This is a genomic window from Granulosicoccus sp. 3-233 (assembly GCF_052681095.1).
This window is the reverse complement of the sequence record NZ_JBQYLE010000028.1, coordinates 1-17,951: the sequence shown is the minus strand read 5'-3', so window position 1 is coordinate 17,951 and position 17,951 is coordinate 1. Positions and strand designations below refer to the sequence as shown.

The window sequence follows — 17,951 nt, the reverse complement described above, 5'->3', positions numbered from 1 at the left end:
TGGCCAAGTGCACGGTAGAGTCGCCGACTGGCGCGGTGACGGGTTTCGGAAGTTGTCGCTACTTCCCAGGCGTTTAGCTACTTCCCAGGCGTATAGAATGACAAATGATCATCGGGCGCTGTTCTCTGGATTCGTGAATCAGGGCCAACGACGAAAAGGAGGACCACTACCCCTCCATCTCTCTTGAAACTTCTCGTACGATGCTCATGATTTTCACGCTGCTGCTTACACGCAGCCGGATATCGTTTTGGGCCAAGGTCATAGCTGTTAATGCAACTCTGAAAAGTCATCAATGGCGTGCCGAACGTACCATACCCCGCGGTGTGATTCATGACCCAATCAGCCTTGGTGGTGTCCAGAAATAACGGATTTCCAGTGCGGTTACAAAAGACTGGAAATCACGTAGACCCATAAAGGCTGGAAATCACGTAGATCGATGACGCAAGACACCCTTTGCGTCAACACTACTGCACTAAGGCACCTGCCGCGACCATCTGATGAGTGTCGCGGCGACACAGCCGTACTCTGCCTGCCTGGCACCACCAAATCCGGGTTGCTCGAGTATCTGTTCGCATGAACAACCACCGGTGTCTTCAGTGGTGAACACCCGACGACTTGTCGATTCGAAGGTAGCTGGTGCCGCGCCATTGCCGGTCAGCGCAAAGCGATTTCGACGCAGATTCACCAGCGGAGTGTTCTCCGGTATAAGAGTCGCAGGACACAAATCGGCACTGTTTGCTACTCCATCTCCATCCTCATCCTGATCACAAGCATCCCCCAGTCCGTTGCCGTCAAAATCGGCCTGACTGACGTTTGCGTCCATCGGGCAGTTATCGCCATTGTCACCAACACTGTCCGCATCTTCGTCTGCGGATTCGTCAGAATTACGAGGAAACGCATCGTCCACATTGTCGACACCATCTCCGTCCATATCGTCATCGCAGACATCACCGACGAGATCGCCATCCAGGTCGGCCTGATCTGCGTTCGGATCGACGGGACAATTGTCTGTGGCGTCACCGCTGTCATCACCATCCGTATCGACGACCAACGGATTCGTACCTAACGCCGCCTCCTCATCATCAGAGAGTCCATCGTTGTCATCATCGTCGTCGCAGGCGTCACCCATGGCGTCTTCATCGGAATTGGTCTGCTCGGGGTTATCGACACCAGGGCAGTTGTCCTCGATGTCTTCATCGTCCGGATAGTTCAGGGCGATGCTGGCAATCGCTACTGTTCCGTCCGAAGCATATCCTATGGCTTCAAGGGAATTGCTGTTTGACAGCAGCTCTGTAGAGGGCACGGTGACGGCCCAGTTACCCGCCCCATCAATCGAGGCGTCGACTTCTCCTCCCCCGTTGACTGAGACCGCCAATCGATCTATACCCGCCGGTGGTCGCGGAGGGATCCCATGGAAGAATACTCCATTCTGCAAAGTGCTTACATCTTCCACAGAATAACATTGCCCTTCAGTGAACTCAGCTACCGCACCCAGAGCTGTGCCCTGGCAACCACGAGACTCGTTGCCAATGGCGTACGTATCGACACTGATGTTTCTCGCCTGCAAATCTGCAGCCTGAGCTTCGATTCCGTCAAATCTGAAGTCGTCACCGTCTGACAGAAAATAGACATGCTGTTTGAACGATGAAGGAGCACTATTCAACAATTGCCCCACTGCGCTCAGTGCATTGGGGAAATGCGTACCCGAAAGTTGACGCAACCTGACTACAGCCTGCTCCACATCAGTGATGCCGTCTCCGTCGCTATCCTTGTCCGGAGGTGACACCAAGCCCAGTTCAACATTGCCGTCTCTGGCAAATGAAACCACTCCGACACTGATGTTGCCATCACTTCCCAGACTTTCGTTCAAGGCCAGGATAGCACCGACTTCGCAGTCCAGGATGGTGCCAACCCCTGCATCATACGGCGCGAAATCATCATTCTCGTCTACGACCAGATCGCCATTGCAATCATTCCCGGCTACATCAGTACTGTGGGACACATCAATTGCGTACACGATATTATTCGTGTCGAATGAACCATCCAGTATCTGGATGCGGCCTTCCAAAGCTACCGGGAGATCAATTACATGGAAATCATCTCTGTTGTCGAACCTCACTTCAAGGAAGTGCTCCGTGCTTGTTGGAACAGTGCTCGGATTAACGGATGAAACCATATCCCAGAAAACAAGCGCGTCCTCAGGCGGAGTATTCTGGGGCACGGTATCATCCAGCACTTCTATTGCACCAATCAATTCCGACGTTGCAATCGAGGAACCATCAGAGAACGTGATCTCTTCGATCGCGTTGAACTCACCGGTGTTCAATGCGCCAGCGAGCAGCGAGTTCACACCCGTATTGCGAAACCTGACTATCAGGTCTCCTGGATTACCTTGCAGGGTCGCAAATGATACTTCGGACATTGTCACGTCGCCAAGGTGGACGATATCGTGATCATTTCCTTCCCCCCAATCGGACACAATATCCCCAGCCAGACTATCAATTTGATAATGATCGTTCCCAGCACCCCCGAAGAGATAATCACTCCCCCCTGCACCATCAATAATGTCGTCACCTTCACCACCAAGGACAATGTCATCACAAGGAGACCCGTCGAAAGTATCGATTCCCTCCCCCAAGTCCGCAAGCACGGCGCACTCACCTCCCACATCGAGGTAATCCCTTCTACTGGTTCCTCCGTAGGCAGCTGTGTAGGAAATATCTGGATTCGGCGCTGGCAATCCGGCATTCATCATTCCGAATATCCCTGCACTGGAGGCATTTGCCGCATAACCGGCGGTGATGATAGACGGCAACCAGTCATTGTCTGCATTCACCACTGCACAGTGCTCCGCCTGAGCAACAGCGGACATGAATTTGGCGATATTCTCCTTATGACTGTAGGCAGACCATGCCAGGTCCAGAAATTGCGATGCCGCCGGATAGCCTCCTAATTCAAGTTTTGCCCCCAGAATGGCGACAGCGGCATCGTCAGGTGCATGAGGATATTGCACGCTTGGAATGTTGATGTTTGCACCATAGGCAATATTCAAGAATTCTATGTTGTAGTTATTCCATGCTGTCACTGTGCATCCTATCTTGAATGCACTCAAAACCGCGGCGGATATTGTTGTTGCTGGCATTGATGGGGCCCTCTAGATCATCCTTGTATTTGCCTCCCGGAATGGCTCCAGAAAGCTCTAGCTTGCAATCATTCGGTCTTGTTGGTTATCTGATACTGCGGGCTTGACGCGCCGTGACAGGTAAGAAACACCCATACACGATCATTGCAGCCAAGGATTGGAGACAATTTCCCACGCAGCGATAGCAGATAACTCCACTCTGATCAGTAGATTCGTTGCTACCTGCACCTACGGCACCTGCCGCGACCACCTGATCAGTGTCGCGGCCACACAGCCGTACTCTGCCTGCCTGGCACCACCAAACCCGGGTTGCTCGAGTATCTGTTCGCATGAACAACCACCGGTGTCTTCAGTGGTGAACACCCGACGACTTGTCGATTCGAAGGTGGCTGGTGCCGCGCCATTGCCGGTCAGCGCAAAGCGATTGCGACGCAGGTTCACCACCGGAGTGTTCTCTGGTATCAGCGTGGCAGGACACAAGTCCAGATCATTGCCAACGCTATCTCCGTCGAGATCCTCGTCGCAGATATCGCCGACGAGGTCATTATCCAGATCGGCTTGATCCGCGTTGGCAGCAACGGGGCAATTGTCGACAGCATCATCACTGCCATCACCATCAGTATCAGCAACCAGCGGATTCGTACCTAACGAAGTTTCCCTGTCATCGGAAAGACCATCATTATCATCATCGTCGTCGCAGGCATCACCTAGAGCGTCATTATCGGAGTTGGTCTGATCGAAGTTTTCCATATCGGGGCAGTTGTCCGAACTATCCGGAATATCATCTCCATCGGAATCAGGTTCAATGACCGATTCGTTGAGCCACACCTGATTGCCAGCGACCCAGAGCGCGACAAATGCATCCAGGTCGCTATCTCCATCCAGATCTGCCAGTGCCGCGCTACCGAAACCGGGTATGGCATCCTCCTGAACCTTTGCGAACAAACCTTCGCCGTCGTTGCTGAAAAAGGCAATGCTTGAGCCTCCCGCCGTGAAAACATCGACATCGTCATCGCCATCCAGATCACCAATCGCTATATCCAGCCTTGGGACAAACCCTATGAAGGCATCATTAGTGGTCGTGAATATGCCGCCACCATCGTTACTCATCAACTTGACATGATTATCACTAGCGAGCACCAGATCGACCCCAGTGCTGGAATCAAATTGCGCGATAGCCACCAGATTGGTCCCGTTTGGAAAAACCTGAGTACTGGTCGTGAATAGTCCGCTTCCGTCATTCAGCAACAGTTGCTCGTTGCATTGCCCGGCACACGTGAGATACGCATCCAGATCGCCGTCACCGTCGACATCTCCCAGTGCGGACCACGAAGAGAACCCGAATTCGAGTTGTTGCAGCTCCGTAAATCCAGCGTTTCCATCATTGAGGAAGACTTCAATATTTCTGCCGCTGGAAAATACATCCAGATCACCGTCCAGATCCAGATCGCCAGCAATGACCTCGCGTACCTGTATTTCTCCTGTGGTAAACGACGATGACAGAGAAAAGGTGCCACCGCCATCATTTTTCCACACCTCCTTCAGCCCGTTACTGGTAACGAAGGCATCCAGGTCACCGTCGGAGTCGAAGTCACCCAACACGAATTCATCTCTATTGCCAAGCCCGAACGTCTGCCCCAGAGTAAAAACTGCTGAACCATCATTGATCCAGGTTTGCATGGCGAAATCCTCACCAACCGATGTAACGAGCGCGTCGATATCGCCATCTCCATCTATGTCACCCAGCTGAGCATCGACACTGAATCCCTCGGTGCTGCCGAGCGCCTGTCCGGTATCAACGAAAGAAATGTCGTCAGCAATTGACAGAGGTGAGACGGCAGCTGCCACAAGAGCAAAAACAGCACTAGCGGTTCTTTTCATCGACTATTCATCCCTAAACATGACCGAGTTTGAACACTTTAATTGCGTATCTCGAAGTACAACCTGATCCCTTCACTGTACTTTCCCGACAAGAGTGACTGTTGCCAATCAATGGTGTACTGCATCCACACGACGATGCAGCCAGACATCCATTTTTCTCATAGCGCGGTCGAACTCACGTCGGCCTGCAGCTCGGAAAGCAAGATCATGAGGAAAATCGAGTGACCTTTGAAAACACGCACCTTGTTTGAACTGCATCACAAAATGATCACTGATACTGAATGTTGATGTCAAGGTCTATCGCGTAGCAGACTCTCTGCTCGAACGCCCCCCCCCCGATCGTTTGCAACAACTTGATGTCATACAGCGATCTCGATCGGGCGACATTGATCGGCGAGAAAACCGCATTGTGCCAAGACCTCCTCCGACCAAATTCTTCGATACCGGTCGTGGTCTACTTCGTTCCCCAAACCGTATGCCTGGTCGGGATATAACCGGGGTAGTCGTGGAGGCATACAAGACTGCGCGCATGCATCCACCGGTCCGCCTGCACGGCGGTCATGATCGAGCAGGTCGAGCCCCGCTGCACGTAAGCGACACGCCGGTGTCGACGACATCAGTTTCGATTACGTTACGTAACTATTGTCGGCTGTTCACGAATCTTCAAGAACAGATGAAAACGGACAAAATAGCGCAAGTTCAAGCAACATATTTCACTGAACATGGCGAATAAGCCTGCTTGGTAGTTGCTTGAGTACACAGGTCGGTAGTTTTTGTAAAAGCTCGAAAGTACGTCATGGCTGAATTCCTGACAGATGTACCGTCTTGTCAGCTGCGACTCCTATAAACTCTTGAGTCAACGACACTCGAGATGAAACGAAAATCTTTTCCATTACAATGAGCCTCAAACCCGTATTTTGGACACTGCTGATCACCTTCCTGTGGGCACCTTCCCAGGGCAACGCCGACACATCCAATCCCGCTGTCTCGATTGCGAGCCCCACACATGAGGAAAGCTTGACGCTGCCCGCGTTGCTGGAAGGAAATGCTACGGACGATACTGCTCTGGACAGGGTCGAACTGCTTATTCGAAACCTTGACACCAATGAGTACTGGAATGGGACTGAGCTTCAGTCAGGCTATACACGAATCAGAAGTCCACTGAGCGGAGAGCCAACGTCCAGCTCCTGGTCCTATCAGTTAGATTCAATAGCAAATGGCAATTACTATCTTGCAGCTTTTGTCTGGGATGCGTCCGGCAATCGTCCCTCACCTCCTGTCAGCCGCCGATTTTCTGTCGTCTCCACAGTTCAAGATGTGTCAGCACCAACCGGGACCATAGTCTCGCCAGCTCCAGATGCGAACCTCAACTCCCCGGTCGGCATGTCCGGAACTGCGACCGATGACATTTCTGTAGACCGAGTAGAGCTGGTTATCAAGAATCTTGATGACGGAACATTCTGGAACGGAACGGACTTCTCCAGTGCCTACACGCGAGTCAATCCGATACTGACGGGATCTGCAGGAAATCGTGACTGGAACTACAGCTTCGATTCCAACCAGCTCGGAAACTATTTCGTCAGTCTCTGGATCTGGGATACATCAAACAATCGTATCGTTCAGCCAGTCACGCACCGGTTTTCGATCGTACCGTCAGACACAGTCCCTCCGTCAGCAAGCTTTTCGACCCCCAAGCTCTCCGCCTCCGTGGTGAGTCCCGTTCTCGTGTCCGGGATTGCGAGTGATAGCAGCGGAATCGATCGTGTTGAACTGGTTATCAAGAATACGTCCACCAACCAGTTCTGGAACGGTTCAGATTTTCAGACCAGTTACACTCGAGTCAACGCTGAATTGACGCCGACGTCCAGTACCGAAACACACTGGAACTATTCGATTACCACAGACCAGCCCGGTAACTACTTCACACAGGTATGGGCTTTTGACAGCGTGGGGAATCGTCAAACCAGCCTGCCTAGCAGACGTCATGTTCTCAAACCCGCTACTCTGAATCTCGCCGAGTACGAGGTGGTTTTCAGCGATGAATTCAACGGAACTTCACTTGATCCAGACAAATGGAATACTGCATTTTTCTGGGGCCCCTACCAGCCGATCAACGCCGAAGAACAAGTCTATCTGGATACGTTGGGATTGAACGCCGATTCAGACTATTCGCCTTTCGAATTCACTGGCTCTACACTCAAGATTATCGCCGATGAAACTTCTGCTCTGGCGAGCGCACCTGCTCAGCCGGATGCTTCAGACCCCATCTGGGCTTCCGATCCAGACAAGAATTTCAATCCGAACTACGACGAAGCCGACGTGGACTATCTGTCCGGTCTGATCACTAGCTCAGACAGTTTCAATTTTACACATGGCTATGCGGAAACCAGAGCCAAACTCCCCGCCGGCGCGGGCTTGTGGTCAGCATTCTGGTTGTTGACAACAAAATACGTGGAAGACGTTCCGGAAATCGACATCATGGAGGCGTTAGGTCACGCTCCCGAAGAGATCTACCACACACTGCATTATTTCGATATCGAGAATAACTGGGCGAAAGTATCATCTCCCACGTACGTGACCACCGGACCGGATTTCACGGAGGATTTTCACACTTTTGGTGTTTCCTGGACTCCGGACTTGCTGATCTGGTATGTCGATGGCATTGAAACACGTCGAGTTAATCGCAACAACTTCACCGTACCCAAGCAAGCCATGTACTTGCTGGCGAACCTGGCCGTTGGAGGCAGTTGGCCTGGCAGCCCAACGTCGGAGACCATTTTTCCTGCAGTTTACGAACTTGATTACATTCGGGTTTATCAGAAAAAACCGCCTGCGAAGATTACTCCCGCCGTGCTTAGATCAGATTTCAAGTTGATGTTTGCAGACGAATTCAGTGGCAACACGCTTGATACGTCGAAATGGAACTCCAGTTTTCTCTGGGGTCCTTACCTGCAAATCAACAACGAGGAACAGTTCTATATTGACAAGATAGACAGCCATGCGAACTCCAGCATCAATCCATTCACCTTTGAAAACGGCCGACTGGTCATAACTGCTGACAATGCCGATCCGGCAGCCATACCCACACAACCATCCATCAACGATTCATATTGGCAGCTGTACCCGACTTACCAGCATGTGCCCGGTTTTCAGGAATCCGGCGGGTGGAATCCGGGATACTCATCAGGAATGATTACTTCTTATGATGCCTTCAAGTTCGTCAACGGTTACGTGGAAATAAGGGCGAGAGTTCCGCAAGGCAATGGGCTCTGGCCTGCATTCTGGCTTTTGAATGCCTACTATGTCGGCCCCATGCCGGAAATAGATGTCCTGGAGCTGAAGGGCGAGGCTCCTGACACAATCCATCACAGCTATCATTATTTCAATGGCAGTGGTGAATTGGTGTCCTCCGCGACAACAAGCATTGCTCCCCAGGGAGAAGCATACTCCGATCGATTTCATACCTACGGTATTGAGTGGAGGCCCGGTGTCATCAAATGGTATATCGACGGCGAGGTGGTGCGAGAACTCAACGACACGAACGTGTCGCGTCAGCTGATGTACATCATCCTGAATCTTGCGGTTGGCGGAAATTTCGTCGGAGATGTAGATCCGGGCGCCATGCCTGCTCGGTTTGTCATTGATTACGTAAGAGCCTATCAACGCAAGTAATTGCCCGATCTCCCGTATTCGTCAGCACCACCTCCCTTTTCGAATTACTCTTTGTCGGCAATCCATCAATCGCCTTGTGGATTGTTGGTCAATGAACGCGAGCTTTCCGGGTCGCGCAGACGTCAGTGACGACGCGTTCTATCCTGTTGCACGGGTGTAAATTCAGAGTGTTGCTGCTTGATCAATGCCGCAGCCCCAGCGACGCAAGCTAGTGCAGAGGAAGTGTCGCGGGTGAATTGGCTACTATTGGGGCTATTCCCTGAGGAGTTTGACTGACTCGCTGCACCATCCGCAGCGAAATCACCAACAGGCTGGTTCTGGGTTCAGTCCCAGTGCGCTCAAGTCGACAAACCGACCAAACATTCAAGCCAACCTGAACGACGATGCCCTGGCCGATGTCTGTGATGCGGATATCAATCAGCGGGCGATTCGTTGAGGGAGAAGTCGAGATAGAACGCGAGGGACACTGAGTCGGTTGGCTCAGAGTCCATCGAAAGCATAGGGAGAGCGAGAGCATGGACGCCGCTTTTCATTCGAGACGGTGTGTTGCGAGCATCTACTGAGAGCCACCCTTGCAAGAGACACCATTGCACTATTTCCCGTGAAAACCTGTCCGCTGTTTGAAGGGCAATGCGGTATTGCTATCACCGAAGGACTCCGTTACCGTGAACGGGAGGTACGTCAAAACGGTATGGTGGATGTACCGGGGTTGACGGGCCTCGTGTCACTCTGCGACGGCGTGAGGGCGTTCTTGGAGAAAAACCCCTCTCGCCGACCAGAACATCATCGGCCTGACGAACCCGTGCCGCATTATCGCCAGACGTAGTCAGTCCCTTTGAGACCATGACGGCCTCAACCGGTTCAAGGAGATTTTTCATGTCACGCTCATTACAGCAATGCTTCACCCCTGGACTCACCATCGGAGGAGCGCTATTCGCTCTGCTCGGGCCGCCCAGCGCGCTGGCAGACCCTATCCCCTACTCCCGCCTGTCGCAGGACACAGTCGGGGGGCCGGGAGATGCAGCCAGTTACAGTATCCAAAGTGGTGTCAATCATATCAGCGCCGACGGCCGCTTTGTCGCCTTCTACTCTTACGCTTCCAACCTGCACCCCAGCGATACGGATAGTTTCGGTGACATCCTTGTGTTTGACCGCGACACCGAGTCCCTTGAGCTGATCAGTACCGCCGGTGGCCTGTCGCCCGTCAAGGGCAATAACAACTCTTTGCATCCATCCATCAGCGCCGATGGCCGCTTCGTCGCCTTCACCTCCGAGGCATCCAACTTGCACCCCGGCGATACGGACACCACTACCGACATCTTTGTGTTTGACCGCGACACCGACTCTCTGGAGCTGATCAGTACCGCCGGCGGCCTCTCGTCCGTCAAGGGTAATGACAACTCTTTGCATCCGTCCATCAGCGCTGATGGCCGTGTCGTCGCCTTCCACACCTTCGCCTCCAACCTGCACCCTGACGATGCGGACATAAGGGCCGATATCTTCGTGTTTGACCTCGTCACCAAGACCCTCGAGCTGATCAGCACCTCCGGTGGCCCATCACCCTTCAAAGGTAATTTCGACTCTGTAGAACCGTCCATCAGTTCCGATGGTCGCTTCGTCGCCTTTCGTTCCTCTGCCACCAACCTGCATCCCGACGATTCGGACACTATTCACGACATCTTCGTGTTCGATCGCGACACCGAGTCTCTCGAGCTGATCAGTACCTCCGGTGGAACCTTGCCTGTCAAGGGCAATAGCAACTCTTATGAGCCGTCCATCAGCGCCGATGGCCGCTACGTCGCTTTTCGATCCGACGCTTCCAACCTGCATTCCGGCGATACAGACACAGTTCCCGACATCTTTGTGTTTGACCGCGATACCGACTCCCTGGAGCTGATCAGTACCGCCGGTGGACTCTCCCCCGTCAAAGGCAATAACAGCTCTTTCGAGCCATCCATCGGCGCCGATGGCCGTTTCGTCGCCTTCTACTCCTTTGCCTCCAACCTGCACCCCGACGATTCGGACGACTTCGGCGACATCTTCGTGTTCGATCGCGACACCCAGTCGCAGCGCCTGATCTCACAGCCCTCCGGCGAGTCGGGGAAAAACAGCTCTTTCCACCCGAACCTAAGCCCCGACGGGGAGCAGGTCCTGTTCACCAGCCAGAGCACCTCCCTGGTGATCGGCGGTCAGAGTACTTTATTCCAGGTCTACCTGGCCGACCTCAGCCCGGCCGCCAGCAACACCGCGCCAGTTGCCGATGCCGGACCCGATCAGATCCTCGAAGCCACGTCCCCCGCCGGGGCCCTGGTAATGCTAGATGGGTCCGCCTCCTTCGATGCCGACTCGGATCCCCTGACCTTCGACTGGGTCGGTAACTTCGGCACCACTGCCGGCATCCAGCCCAGTGTGCAACTGCCGCTGGGGATCGATAACATTGATCTGAGTGTGTCCGATGGCATCGAGACGGACACCGATTCGGTACTGATCACCGTGCAGGACACCACCCCGCCCACCCTGGTCGTTCCGGCTGATATCACCCTCACTTCCCTGGGCCCCGTGGAGACGCTGGACCCGGGTGTGCCGAGCGCCTCCGACCTGTTCGAACCGGTCACCATCTCCAACGACGCCCCGGCGGACTATCCGGTGGATACGACCACCATAATCACCTGGATGGCCACCGATCCTTCCGGCAATTCCACCAGCGCCTTCCAGACCGTCACCATCACCAAACTCGATACGGATGCCGATGGGGCCTGTGATCCCGGTGGTCTGGTCGGTAACTTCTCCAATTGCCAGGGAGAGGACAATTGTCCCACCATCCCCAATGCCAATCAGGCCAATCTGGATGGCGATGCCCTGGGCGATGCCTGTGATGCGGATATCGATGGCGATGCACTGAACAACGAACTGGATCTGTGCCCCACCACTCTCATCCCTGATGCCGCTCCCACCCGCACCCTGCGCACCAATCGTTTTGCCTTGACCCAGCCAGGCGATGGCAGCGCGCCGGTGCCTTTCACCTCCACCTCGCGTCGTCAGTTCACCACCGCCGATACCGGTGGTTGTTCCTGTGCCGATATCCTGGCTCAGCCCGGCTTCGCCAGCAGCCAGCAGCAGACCTACGGTTGCACGGCCACGACCCTGCTGCGCTGGCAGCGGGCGATTCGTTGAGGGAGAAGTCGAGGTAGACCGCGAGAGGCCCTGAGTCGCTTGACTCAGGGTCCAAGCGTCAGACCGCTTCTGGCCTCAGACGCACAATGGGATGATAGTTGGGTACTTTGCGGTGAAGGGGGTTGCATCCTCGCTTGACCCCTTCGAATTGCAATCCCGTGGAGAGTACTGACGACCCATCGATATCGATCGTCAGTCTCGGCAAAAATACTCAGCGACAACTGTAGTGCGACAACTCCAATCCGGTTCGACTGGACAGTTGATCATCAGAAATTCGAAACGCCGGATTGCCATTGATTCGAGGCTGTAGATCTGCTCTCTTGATCTCACAGGCAATGGCCTCTTGGTAATGGCATCGTTGAGCCTGGTAACCCAAGAACATCAATTGCCGGAGGCGCTTCCTGTACTCACACCAGCGTCAAAACCGCGTTTTGTCACATTGACCCTAGCCTCATCACCGCCCTGCTGCCGGCCAATCAGGATCCCTTTCACTGCTGTCATCGATGAATCCTTTCATCTGGATAGGCAGCAACACCAGTGGATAGCAACAACCGTTTCAGGGCAAATTCAGCTCCGTCTCGCACTGGCTTGCAGTGTCAGACCCCGGACCTCCATCACAAGTATCGGTCATGGGACCTCCATTCAAGGAATCGTTGCCGGTCTGCCCTGTCAGGTAGTCATTACCATCGCCCCCTTTGAGCGTGTCATCTTGATCGCCTCCGCGAATATGATCATTGCCAGCACCACCGTCAATATCATCAATGCCTGTGTGCCCGACCAATATGTCTCGCCCATTGCCTCCTGTGACGATGTCATCACCGGCTCCAGCGTAGATAACATCGTTGCCGTTGCCACCATCCAGCTCGTCGTCATCATTGCCACCAGTGATGGTATCCATTCCATTGCCGCCACTGATGACGTCTTCACCGTCACCACCCGCGAGCTCATCATCACCATTGTTGCCAATGATCAGGTCGTCTCCTGTAGCCCCCAGGATGTCGTCATTGTCCGAGCCACCTGTAATGGTATCGTTGCCGCTGCCTCCTGACACAAACCAGGGATGACCGACGGTCGATCCATTACCAGTGATGATGTTGTCATTCCCTGGGCCGCCGAGGATGAGATCGACACCGTCACCACCTTTCAGAACATCGGCGCCGTTTTCACCAACCAATTGATCATCACCACTATGCCCTAGCAGTTCATCGTCTCCTTCCCCTCCTGAGAGTTCGTCATTGCCGGATCCGCCTATGATGTAATCATTACCATCTCCGCCATCAACAACATCATTACCAGCACTTGCGTCAACCCAGTCGTTGCCGTTACCAGCATCGATCGTGTCATTGCCGGCAAGCGCACAGATGGTGTCATTGCCGCCAAGCGCATTGATGGTATCGTTTCCAGCAGTGCCCAGAATGACGTCATCGCCAGCGGTCGGAGAATCTCCATTCGCCAGATAGACGGTGACTGGTTTGCCATTGCAGGTTTCGCCACTACCGACGGAGGCCGCCGTATAGATCTGGCTCGCAGTGACCCACTGGCCCGTGAAATATTGAATTCGCACAGTGACGTGGACAGTCTCTCCATTGGTTGGCAAACCAGTCAAGGTTGCCTGGGTCGCTGAACCGCTCCCGCTTGCAATGCCGTAATTGCCCCTGTTACTACTGGAACCAGCCCGAACCTGCCAGTTTTCAACATAGTCACCGTCCATGTTGTTCAGATTCCAGGTAAAACTCTGGGTAGCCCCTTGCAGGGTCGTTCCCTGGGGCGAAGTTATCTGCGGTGTTGGCTTGCAAATGTTGTCATCATGCAAAGCCCTGGCAAAGCGTGCTGCAATGTGCTTCTCACCGATCTCATTGGGATGCACCTGATCCGCATCCATCATGCTCGGTTGGTAGCCCGGGCTAACCGCAACGGTCTGGATATCGTCACCATCGGAAGCGCGATCATTCACCATGATTGCCAGTTCGATGCGCAGTTCATCGATCCTCGCATCAACCACAGATGATTCATACCAGGGAATCAGATCAGCGACGTAAATACTGGCATTGGAATTTTCCGCATAGATCTCGTTGATCATTTCCACGACTCTGCCAATTGCACCTGTACCCGTGTTTGTAACGGGATCATATTCACCAGGAAAGGCAGTCGAACTGGTCAGGTTGGCCATGTCATTGGAGCCGACGTGCAGCAGCACCACGTCAGGCGTGTTCTGATCCACCCAATAGCGCACACGGCTTACGCCGTACGGTGACGTGTCCATGAAATTGGACGTGGAATATCCGCTGTGTCCTTCACTGTTCGTATTAGTCGTAATGCAGTTTGTCGGCAAGGGAACCCCGGGCTTGGCGCGCGGAGCCGTCTTACTGCCAACCATGGTGACATTGCAGTTACCGAAGCTCTCGACCAATGGCGTACGATAACTGCATGCACCGTAACCTTCGGTGATGGAATCCCCTAGCGGCATGATGTCAAGGGCCTGGACTTGCGCTGTCATCGCCACAAGTGTGAACAGCGTTGCCTTGCCGGTGGCCAGTACGCCCCCCCGTTTCAATTGCAAGCCATCAAAGCGTTTCGCGAAATTTACCATCTTGACTTCTACTGTGTGATACGGGCTGAGCTGATTGCGCAAGAATACAATATATCAACCCAAATTATTGGACCTGCCTCCATTCTTGATACTGAAAGAACTTGATGACGATCGAAATCCAGGCGTTAGCGCATCATGAGTGATGTGAATCAGACAGCTGCTTGAAGCGACGGCGCTGGTCGCTGCTTACATTTTCTCTACCGACCAAAGGACGGAAGAGGTTGGATGCCATGACCAAGCACCAACTGCATTACGAGTTTGAGAGTGTTTTGAAATTGCTTAGTGAGCAAGTATTTGATGGCATCAGAGACTTGATGGATTCCCTGCTCCACGGGGAAATGAACCTGTAGCGCCACGTGCATCTGTAACCGGCGCCTCACTGGCGAACCGAGGGTCGCAGCGGGTACAGCAATGGGCTCAAGAAAAAGTAGGCACACACCCGACTTGGCGAGCTATCACTCTCATGTAAATCTCGACTTGATCTGAAACGGAACTTGCCAAACTCAAGCTCTGGCTCGAAAAGCGGCAACCGACCCTGCCCAAGGATAGACTGACACGCCGGGCGATCAATTACACGTTCAACCAGTGGGATCACCTGCTTCGCTATTGCGAACATGGGCAACTTCGCATCAGCATCATGCTGGCCGAGAACGCCATCCGGCCCTTCGCAGTCGGCCGCAAGAATCGTCTTTTCAGTGATAGCCCAGAAGGATCTCATACCGTAAAACATGAAAGGGCGAAGTGGATTGGGTTGTCATGCGGGGTACCCTGCCAGGTTCGCGCTTACACAAAAAGTGATAGTAGAGGCCCGGATTGGTACGAGTATCAGCGAGCTGCCCAAACCGATACACCGCAATCGTATAACCGGCTCATAGAAATCAAGATATCACTGATAATACTTTTGGTGAAACGCTCAAGGTATACCTGTACTTTGGTTTAGGAAGCCAATTCCCCCACGGAAAAAAACAAGACACTCCCTTTACCCGCTTGCTTCTGCTGTGCCAGTATCGTTCACATCTGTCGTCGGATAGATATATTGCACTTGGATTTCACGCCTGGTAAATGCAAGTACCTACCTGGCCTGCAACACACGACCAGCACCTCAAGGGAAATGGCATCCAATTCGTTCAATTACCAGCACACAGCCGTATCAGCGATACTTACCAACCACGGAGCAATAATGAAAACCAAAAGGAAGGACACCTTTCACTACCTCACCCTTGGCATACTGGCTGCGTTATCGCTGGGACAAGCCGCAAATGCAGCGATAGTCCAGGTACAGGGCGGCCTTGAATCGATCTGGTTACTCACTGATGAGGTGACAACTGACAATGCCCAGCCCTTGGGAGGCGCTTGCTCCTTCACATCTCCTGGGATGGGTGCAGGCCTTGTTGACGCTTCTCTATCTGACCAATCAGACGCCTTCGACTGGTCCTCAATGATCTGGGTAGAGGGTGTGCAAGTAGCTGGAAACCTGGCGGTGGTCGATAACGAGGCAAGCTTTGGTACTCAGACTATCGAGCCATTCGATGTCAGTCTGACCATGAACATAAGCCAGACAACAGCCACTGCTCGCATTCTGCTGGAACTTGTGAATACCGGTGATTCAGTTGCCATGGTAGAGGTGCAATACGTCGTGAATTATGGCTCAGACGACACGACGAGTATCATCAGCACCAGTGATGGAGATGCTGCGTTTGGTAAATTCGATAATTGGGTCATTTCGGATGACGCGGTAGTTGACCCCGCCAATACTACGGTGATTTCGGGTGGCAGCGATTTTTCGGCCATGGTTGATGCCGTCTCATCCGAGACCTTCAATTGCTTCGGCAATGAGGGCATCTATGCAAGGCTGGAGCACTTCGTGGAACCCGGAGAATCGGTCTACTTCCTCTTTTTTCAGCAGTTGAATGCCAGCGCTGCGGACGCATTGAACTGGGTGAGTAATTTGGAAGGACACAGTATCCTCTCAACCGATCTGCTGGACGATATCCCGCCTGATCAACTAGACCGCATTGTCAACTGGTCCTTCGAGGACGATTACACCGTATTCGATCAGGATGGCGATGGTGTACTGAACGACGATGATGTTTGCCCCTACACGGAAATTCCGGAACAAGTGCCGTATTCATCTTTACGGCGAAATCGCCATGCACTCACTGGCAATGGACCTGAGTTTGGTGCTTTCGAAACGTCCAGCAGCAGACGCAACTATTCGCTTGAGGACACTTCAGGCTGCTCTTGCGAACAGATTCTGGACAGGATTGATAGCGACAGTACCTCGCAATACAATCATGGCTGCACGGCTCCAACGATGATTCGCTGGGAGCGCAAAGCAACAGACATCCACGTCCCGACTCAACCCGAATGAGAAGCATGAATATGTATCCAACCATTGCCCGCCTATCTCCACTGCTCATCGCCAGCCCACTGGTGATGAGCCCAGGCCAACCATACGCGCAAGATGCGCCTGTTGAGGTTTGCGTCAGTCGAAGCGGACGAATCGTGCAGCTGCTGGAAGCTGACGATAGCTGTTCACGAGGCTATGAAAACGTGACTTTGGGTGTTCAAGGCCCCATTGGGCCGACCGGACCGGCGGGTGCCAATGGGGCACAAGGTCCGCAGGGTGTACCTGGGCAACCTGGCGCAGATGGAGCACAGGGCCCACAGGGTATACCGGGTGCCACTGGAGACAGAGGGCCACAGGGCGATGCAGGTGAACAAGGACCGCAAGGTGAAATCGGACCCTCTGGCCCTCAAGGGCCGCAAGGTGATATCGGACCAACAGGCCCTCAAGGACCACAAGGTGTGCAGGGGCCTGCCGGCACGCCCGCAGCGAGCACCGTGTTTTACAGCAAATACGAAAGTATCCGGTTTAGCGAAAGTCCAGCGGGAAGACAACATGGCATAGCCGCTTCATGCGATGTTGGGGATACCGCGATCGGTGGTTCCTGTTACGCTTCTTTCGCCCCGGGGTGGCTGAATATTAGCTCATCACCGCAGCCAATCTCCCTGGATGGTGTCGAGTCGAACCGATATGAATGCGCGTGGACATGCTATTACAACATCGACAATCAGCAAAGAATCGTCGATAGATGCAATAGTTTTACCGGTACTGCGACTGTTGTCTGCGCCAATCAGGAATAGGAAGATAGCCTGATATCAAGACCGAGGATGACAGTGGGAGGGCGTATGGCCTGCTTGCTGTCATTTTCGGTATCTATCGTTGCGCGGATTGTTGTGCACGTTGTGCGCCCATTTTGGAATCGAATCCGATCACGACATCATTATTTCAGGTTTGGAATACCCTTGATATGTGTCGCGGTTTCAAATCCCAAGTGCAACGGCTGGGGTAATGCCAAAGGCTACCTGATTTGCCGCGGCGGAAGTTGACACTGCCAACCCACTATCACTCCGCGGTTTCAAATCCCAAGTGCAACGGTTGGGGTAATGCCAAAGGCTACCTGATTTGGCGTTTTCATATCAAGGCAC

General features: G+C 53.4%; 6 protein-coding genes and 2 pseudogenes. 4 read left to right on the top strand and 4 right to left on the bottom strand.

All coding sequences use genetic code 11. The features are described 5' to 3' along the window. Positions 1-472 precede the first annotated feature (472 nt). Both ACUNV4_RS29825 and ACUNV4_RS29820 read right to left on the bottom strand, forming a co-directional pair. The gene (locus ACUNV4_RS29825) at positions 473-3,142 is read right to left on the bottom strand and encodes a thrombospondin type 3 repeat-containing protein (protein ID WP_430882328.1); all 2,670 of its coding nucleotides are present in this window, start codon (positions 3,140-3,142) and stop codon (positions 473-475) included. A gap of 228 nt (positions 3,143-3,370) precedes the next feature. Continuing rightward, positions 3,371-5,023, bottom strand: a complete 1,653-nt coding sequence (locus tag ACUNV4_RS29820; RefSeq protein ID WP_430882327.1) for an FG-GAP-like repeat-containing protein — start codon at positions 5,021-5,023, stop codon at positions 3,371-3,373. Between the two features lie 897 nt (positions 5,024-5,920). Between ACUNV4_RS29820 and ACUNV4_RS29815 the strand changes: the two genes are divergently transcribed. Beyond that, positions 5,921-8,695 (top strand): family 16 glycosylhydrolase, encoded by a 2,775-nt coding sequence (locus ACUNV4_RS29815; RefSeq protein WP_430882326.1) that lies wholly within the window; start codon positions 5,921-5,923, stop codon positions 8,693-8,695. A gap of 122 nt (positions 8,696-8,817) precedes the next feature. Here the strand turns inward: ACUNV4_RS29815 and ACUNV4_RS29810 are convergent. Then, positions 8,818-8,979, bottom strand: a pseudogene (locus ACUNV4_RS29810) (hypothetical protein); the annotation flags it as partial. A 592-nt stretch (positions 8,980-9,571) separates the two neighbouring features. Here ACUNV4_RS29810 and ACUNV4_RS29805 point away from each other — a divergent pair. Then, positions 9,572-11,869 (top strand): TolB family protein, encoded by a 2,298-nt coding sequence (locus ACUNV4_RS29805; RefSeq protein WP_430882325.1) that lies wholly within the window; start codon positions 9,572-9,574, stop codon positions 11,867-11,869. A 556-nt stretch (positions 11,870-12,425) separates the two neighbouring features. On the opposite strand, the gene ACUNV4_RS29800 is transcribed toward ACUNV4_RS29805, so the two are convergent. Continuing rightward, positions 12,426-14,459 (bottom strand): GDSL-type esterase/lipase family protein, encoded by a 2,034-nt coding sequence (locus tag ACUNV4_RS29800; RefSeq protein WP_430882324.1) that lies wholly within the window; start codon positions 14,457-14,459, stop codon positions 12,426-12,428. Positions 14,460-14,964: 505 nt separating this feature from the next. Here ACUNV4_RS29800 and ACUNV4_RS29795 point away from each other — a divergent pair. Both ACUNV4_RS29795 and ACUNV4_RS29790 read left to right on the top strand, forming a co-directional pair. Beyond that, positions 14,965-15,399 (top strand): annotated as a pseudogene (locus ACUNV4_RS29795) (IS66 family transposase); the annotation flags it as partial. Positions 15,400-15,639: 240 nt separating this feature from the next. Further along, entirely contained in the window at positions 15,640-16,830 is a 1,191-nt protein-coding gene (locus ACUNV4_RS29790; RefSeq protein ID WP_430882323.1) for a hypothetical protein, read from the top strand. The last annotated feature ends 1,121 nt before the right edge of the window (positions 16,831-17,951 follow it).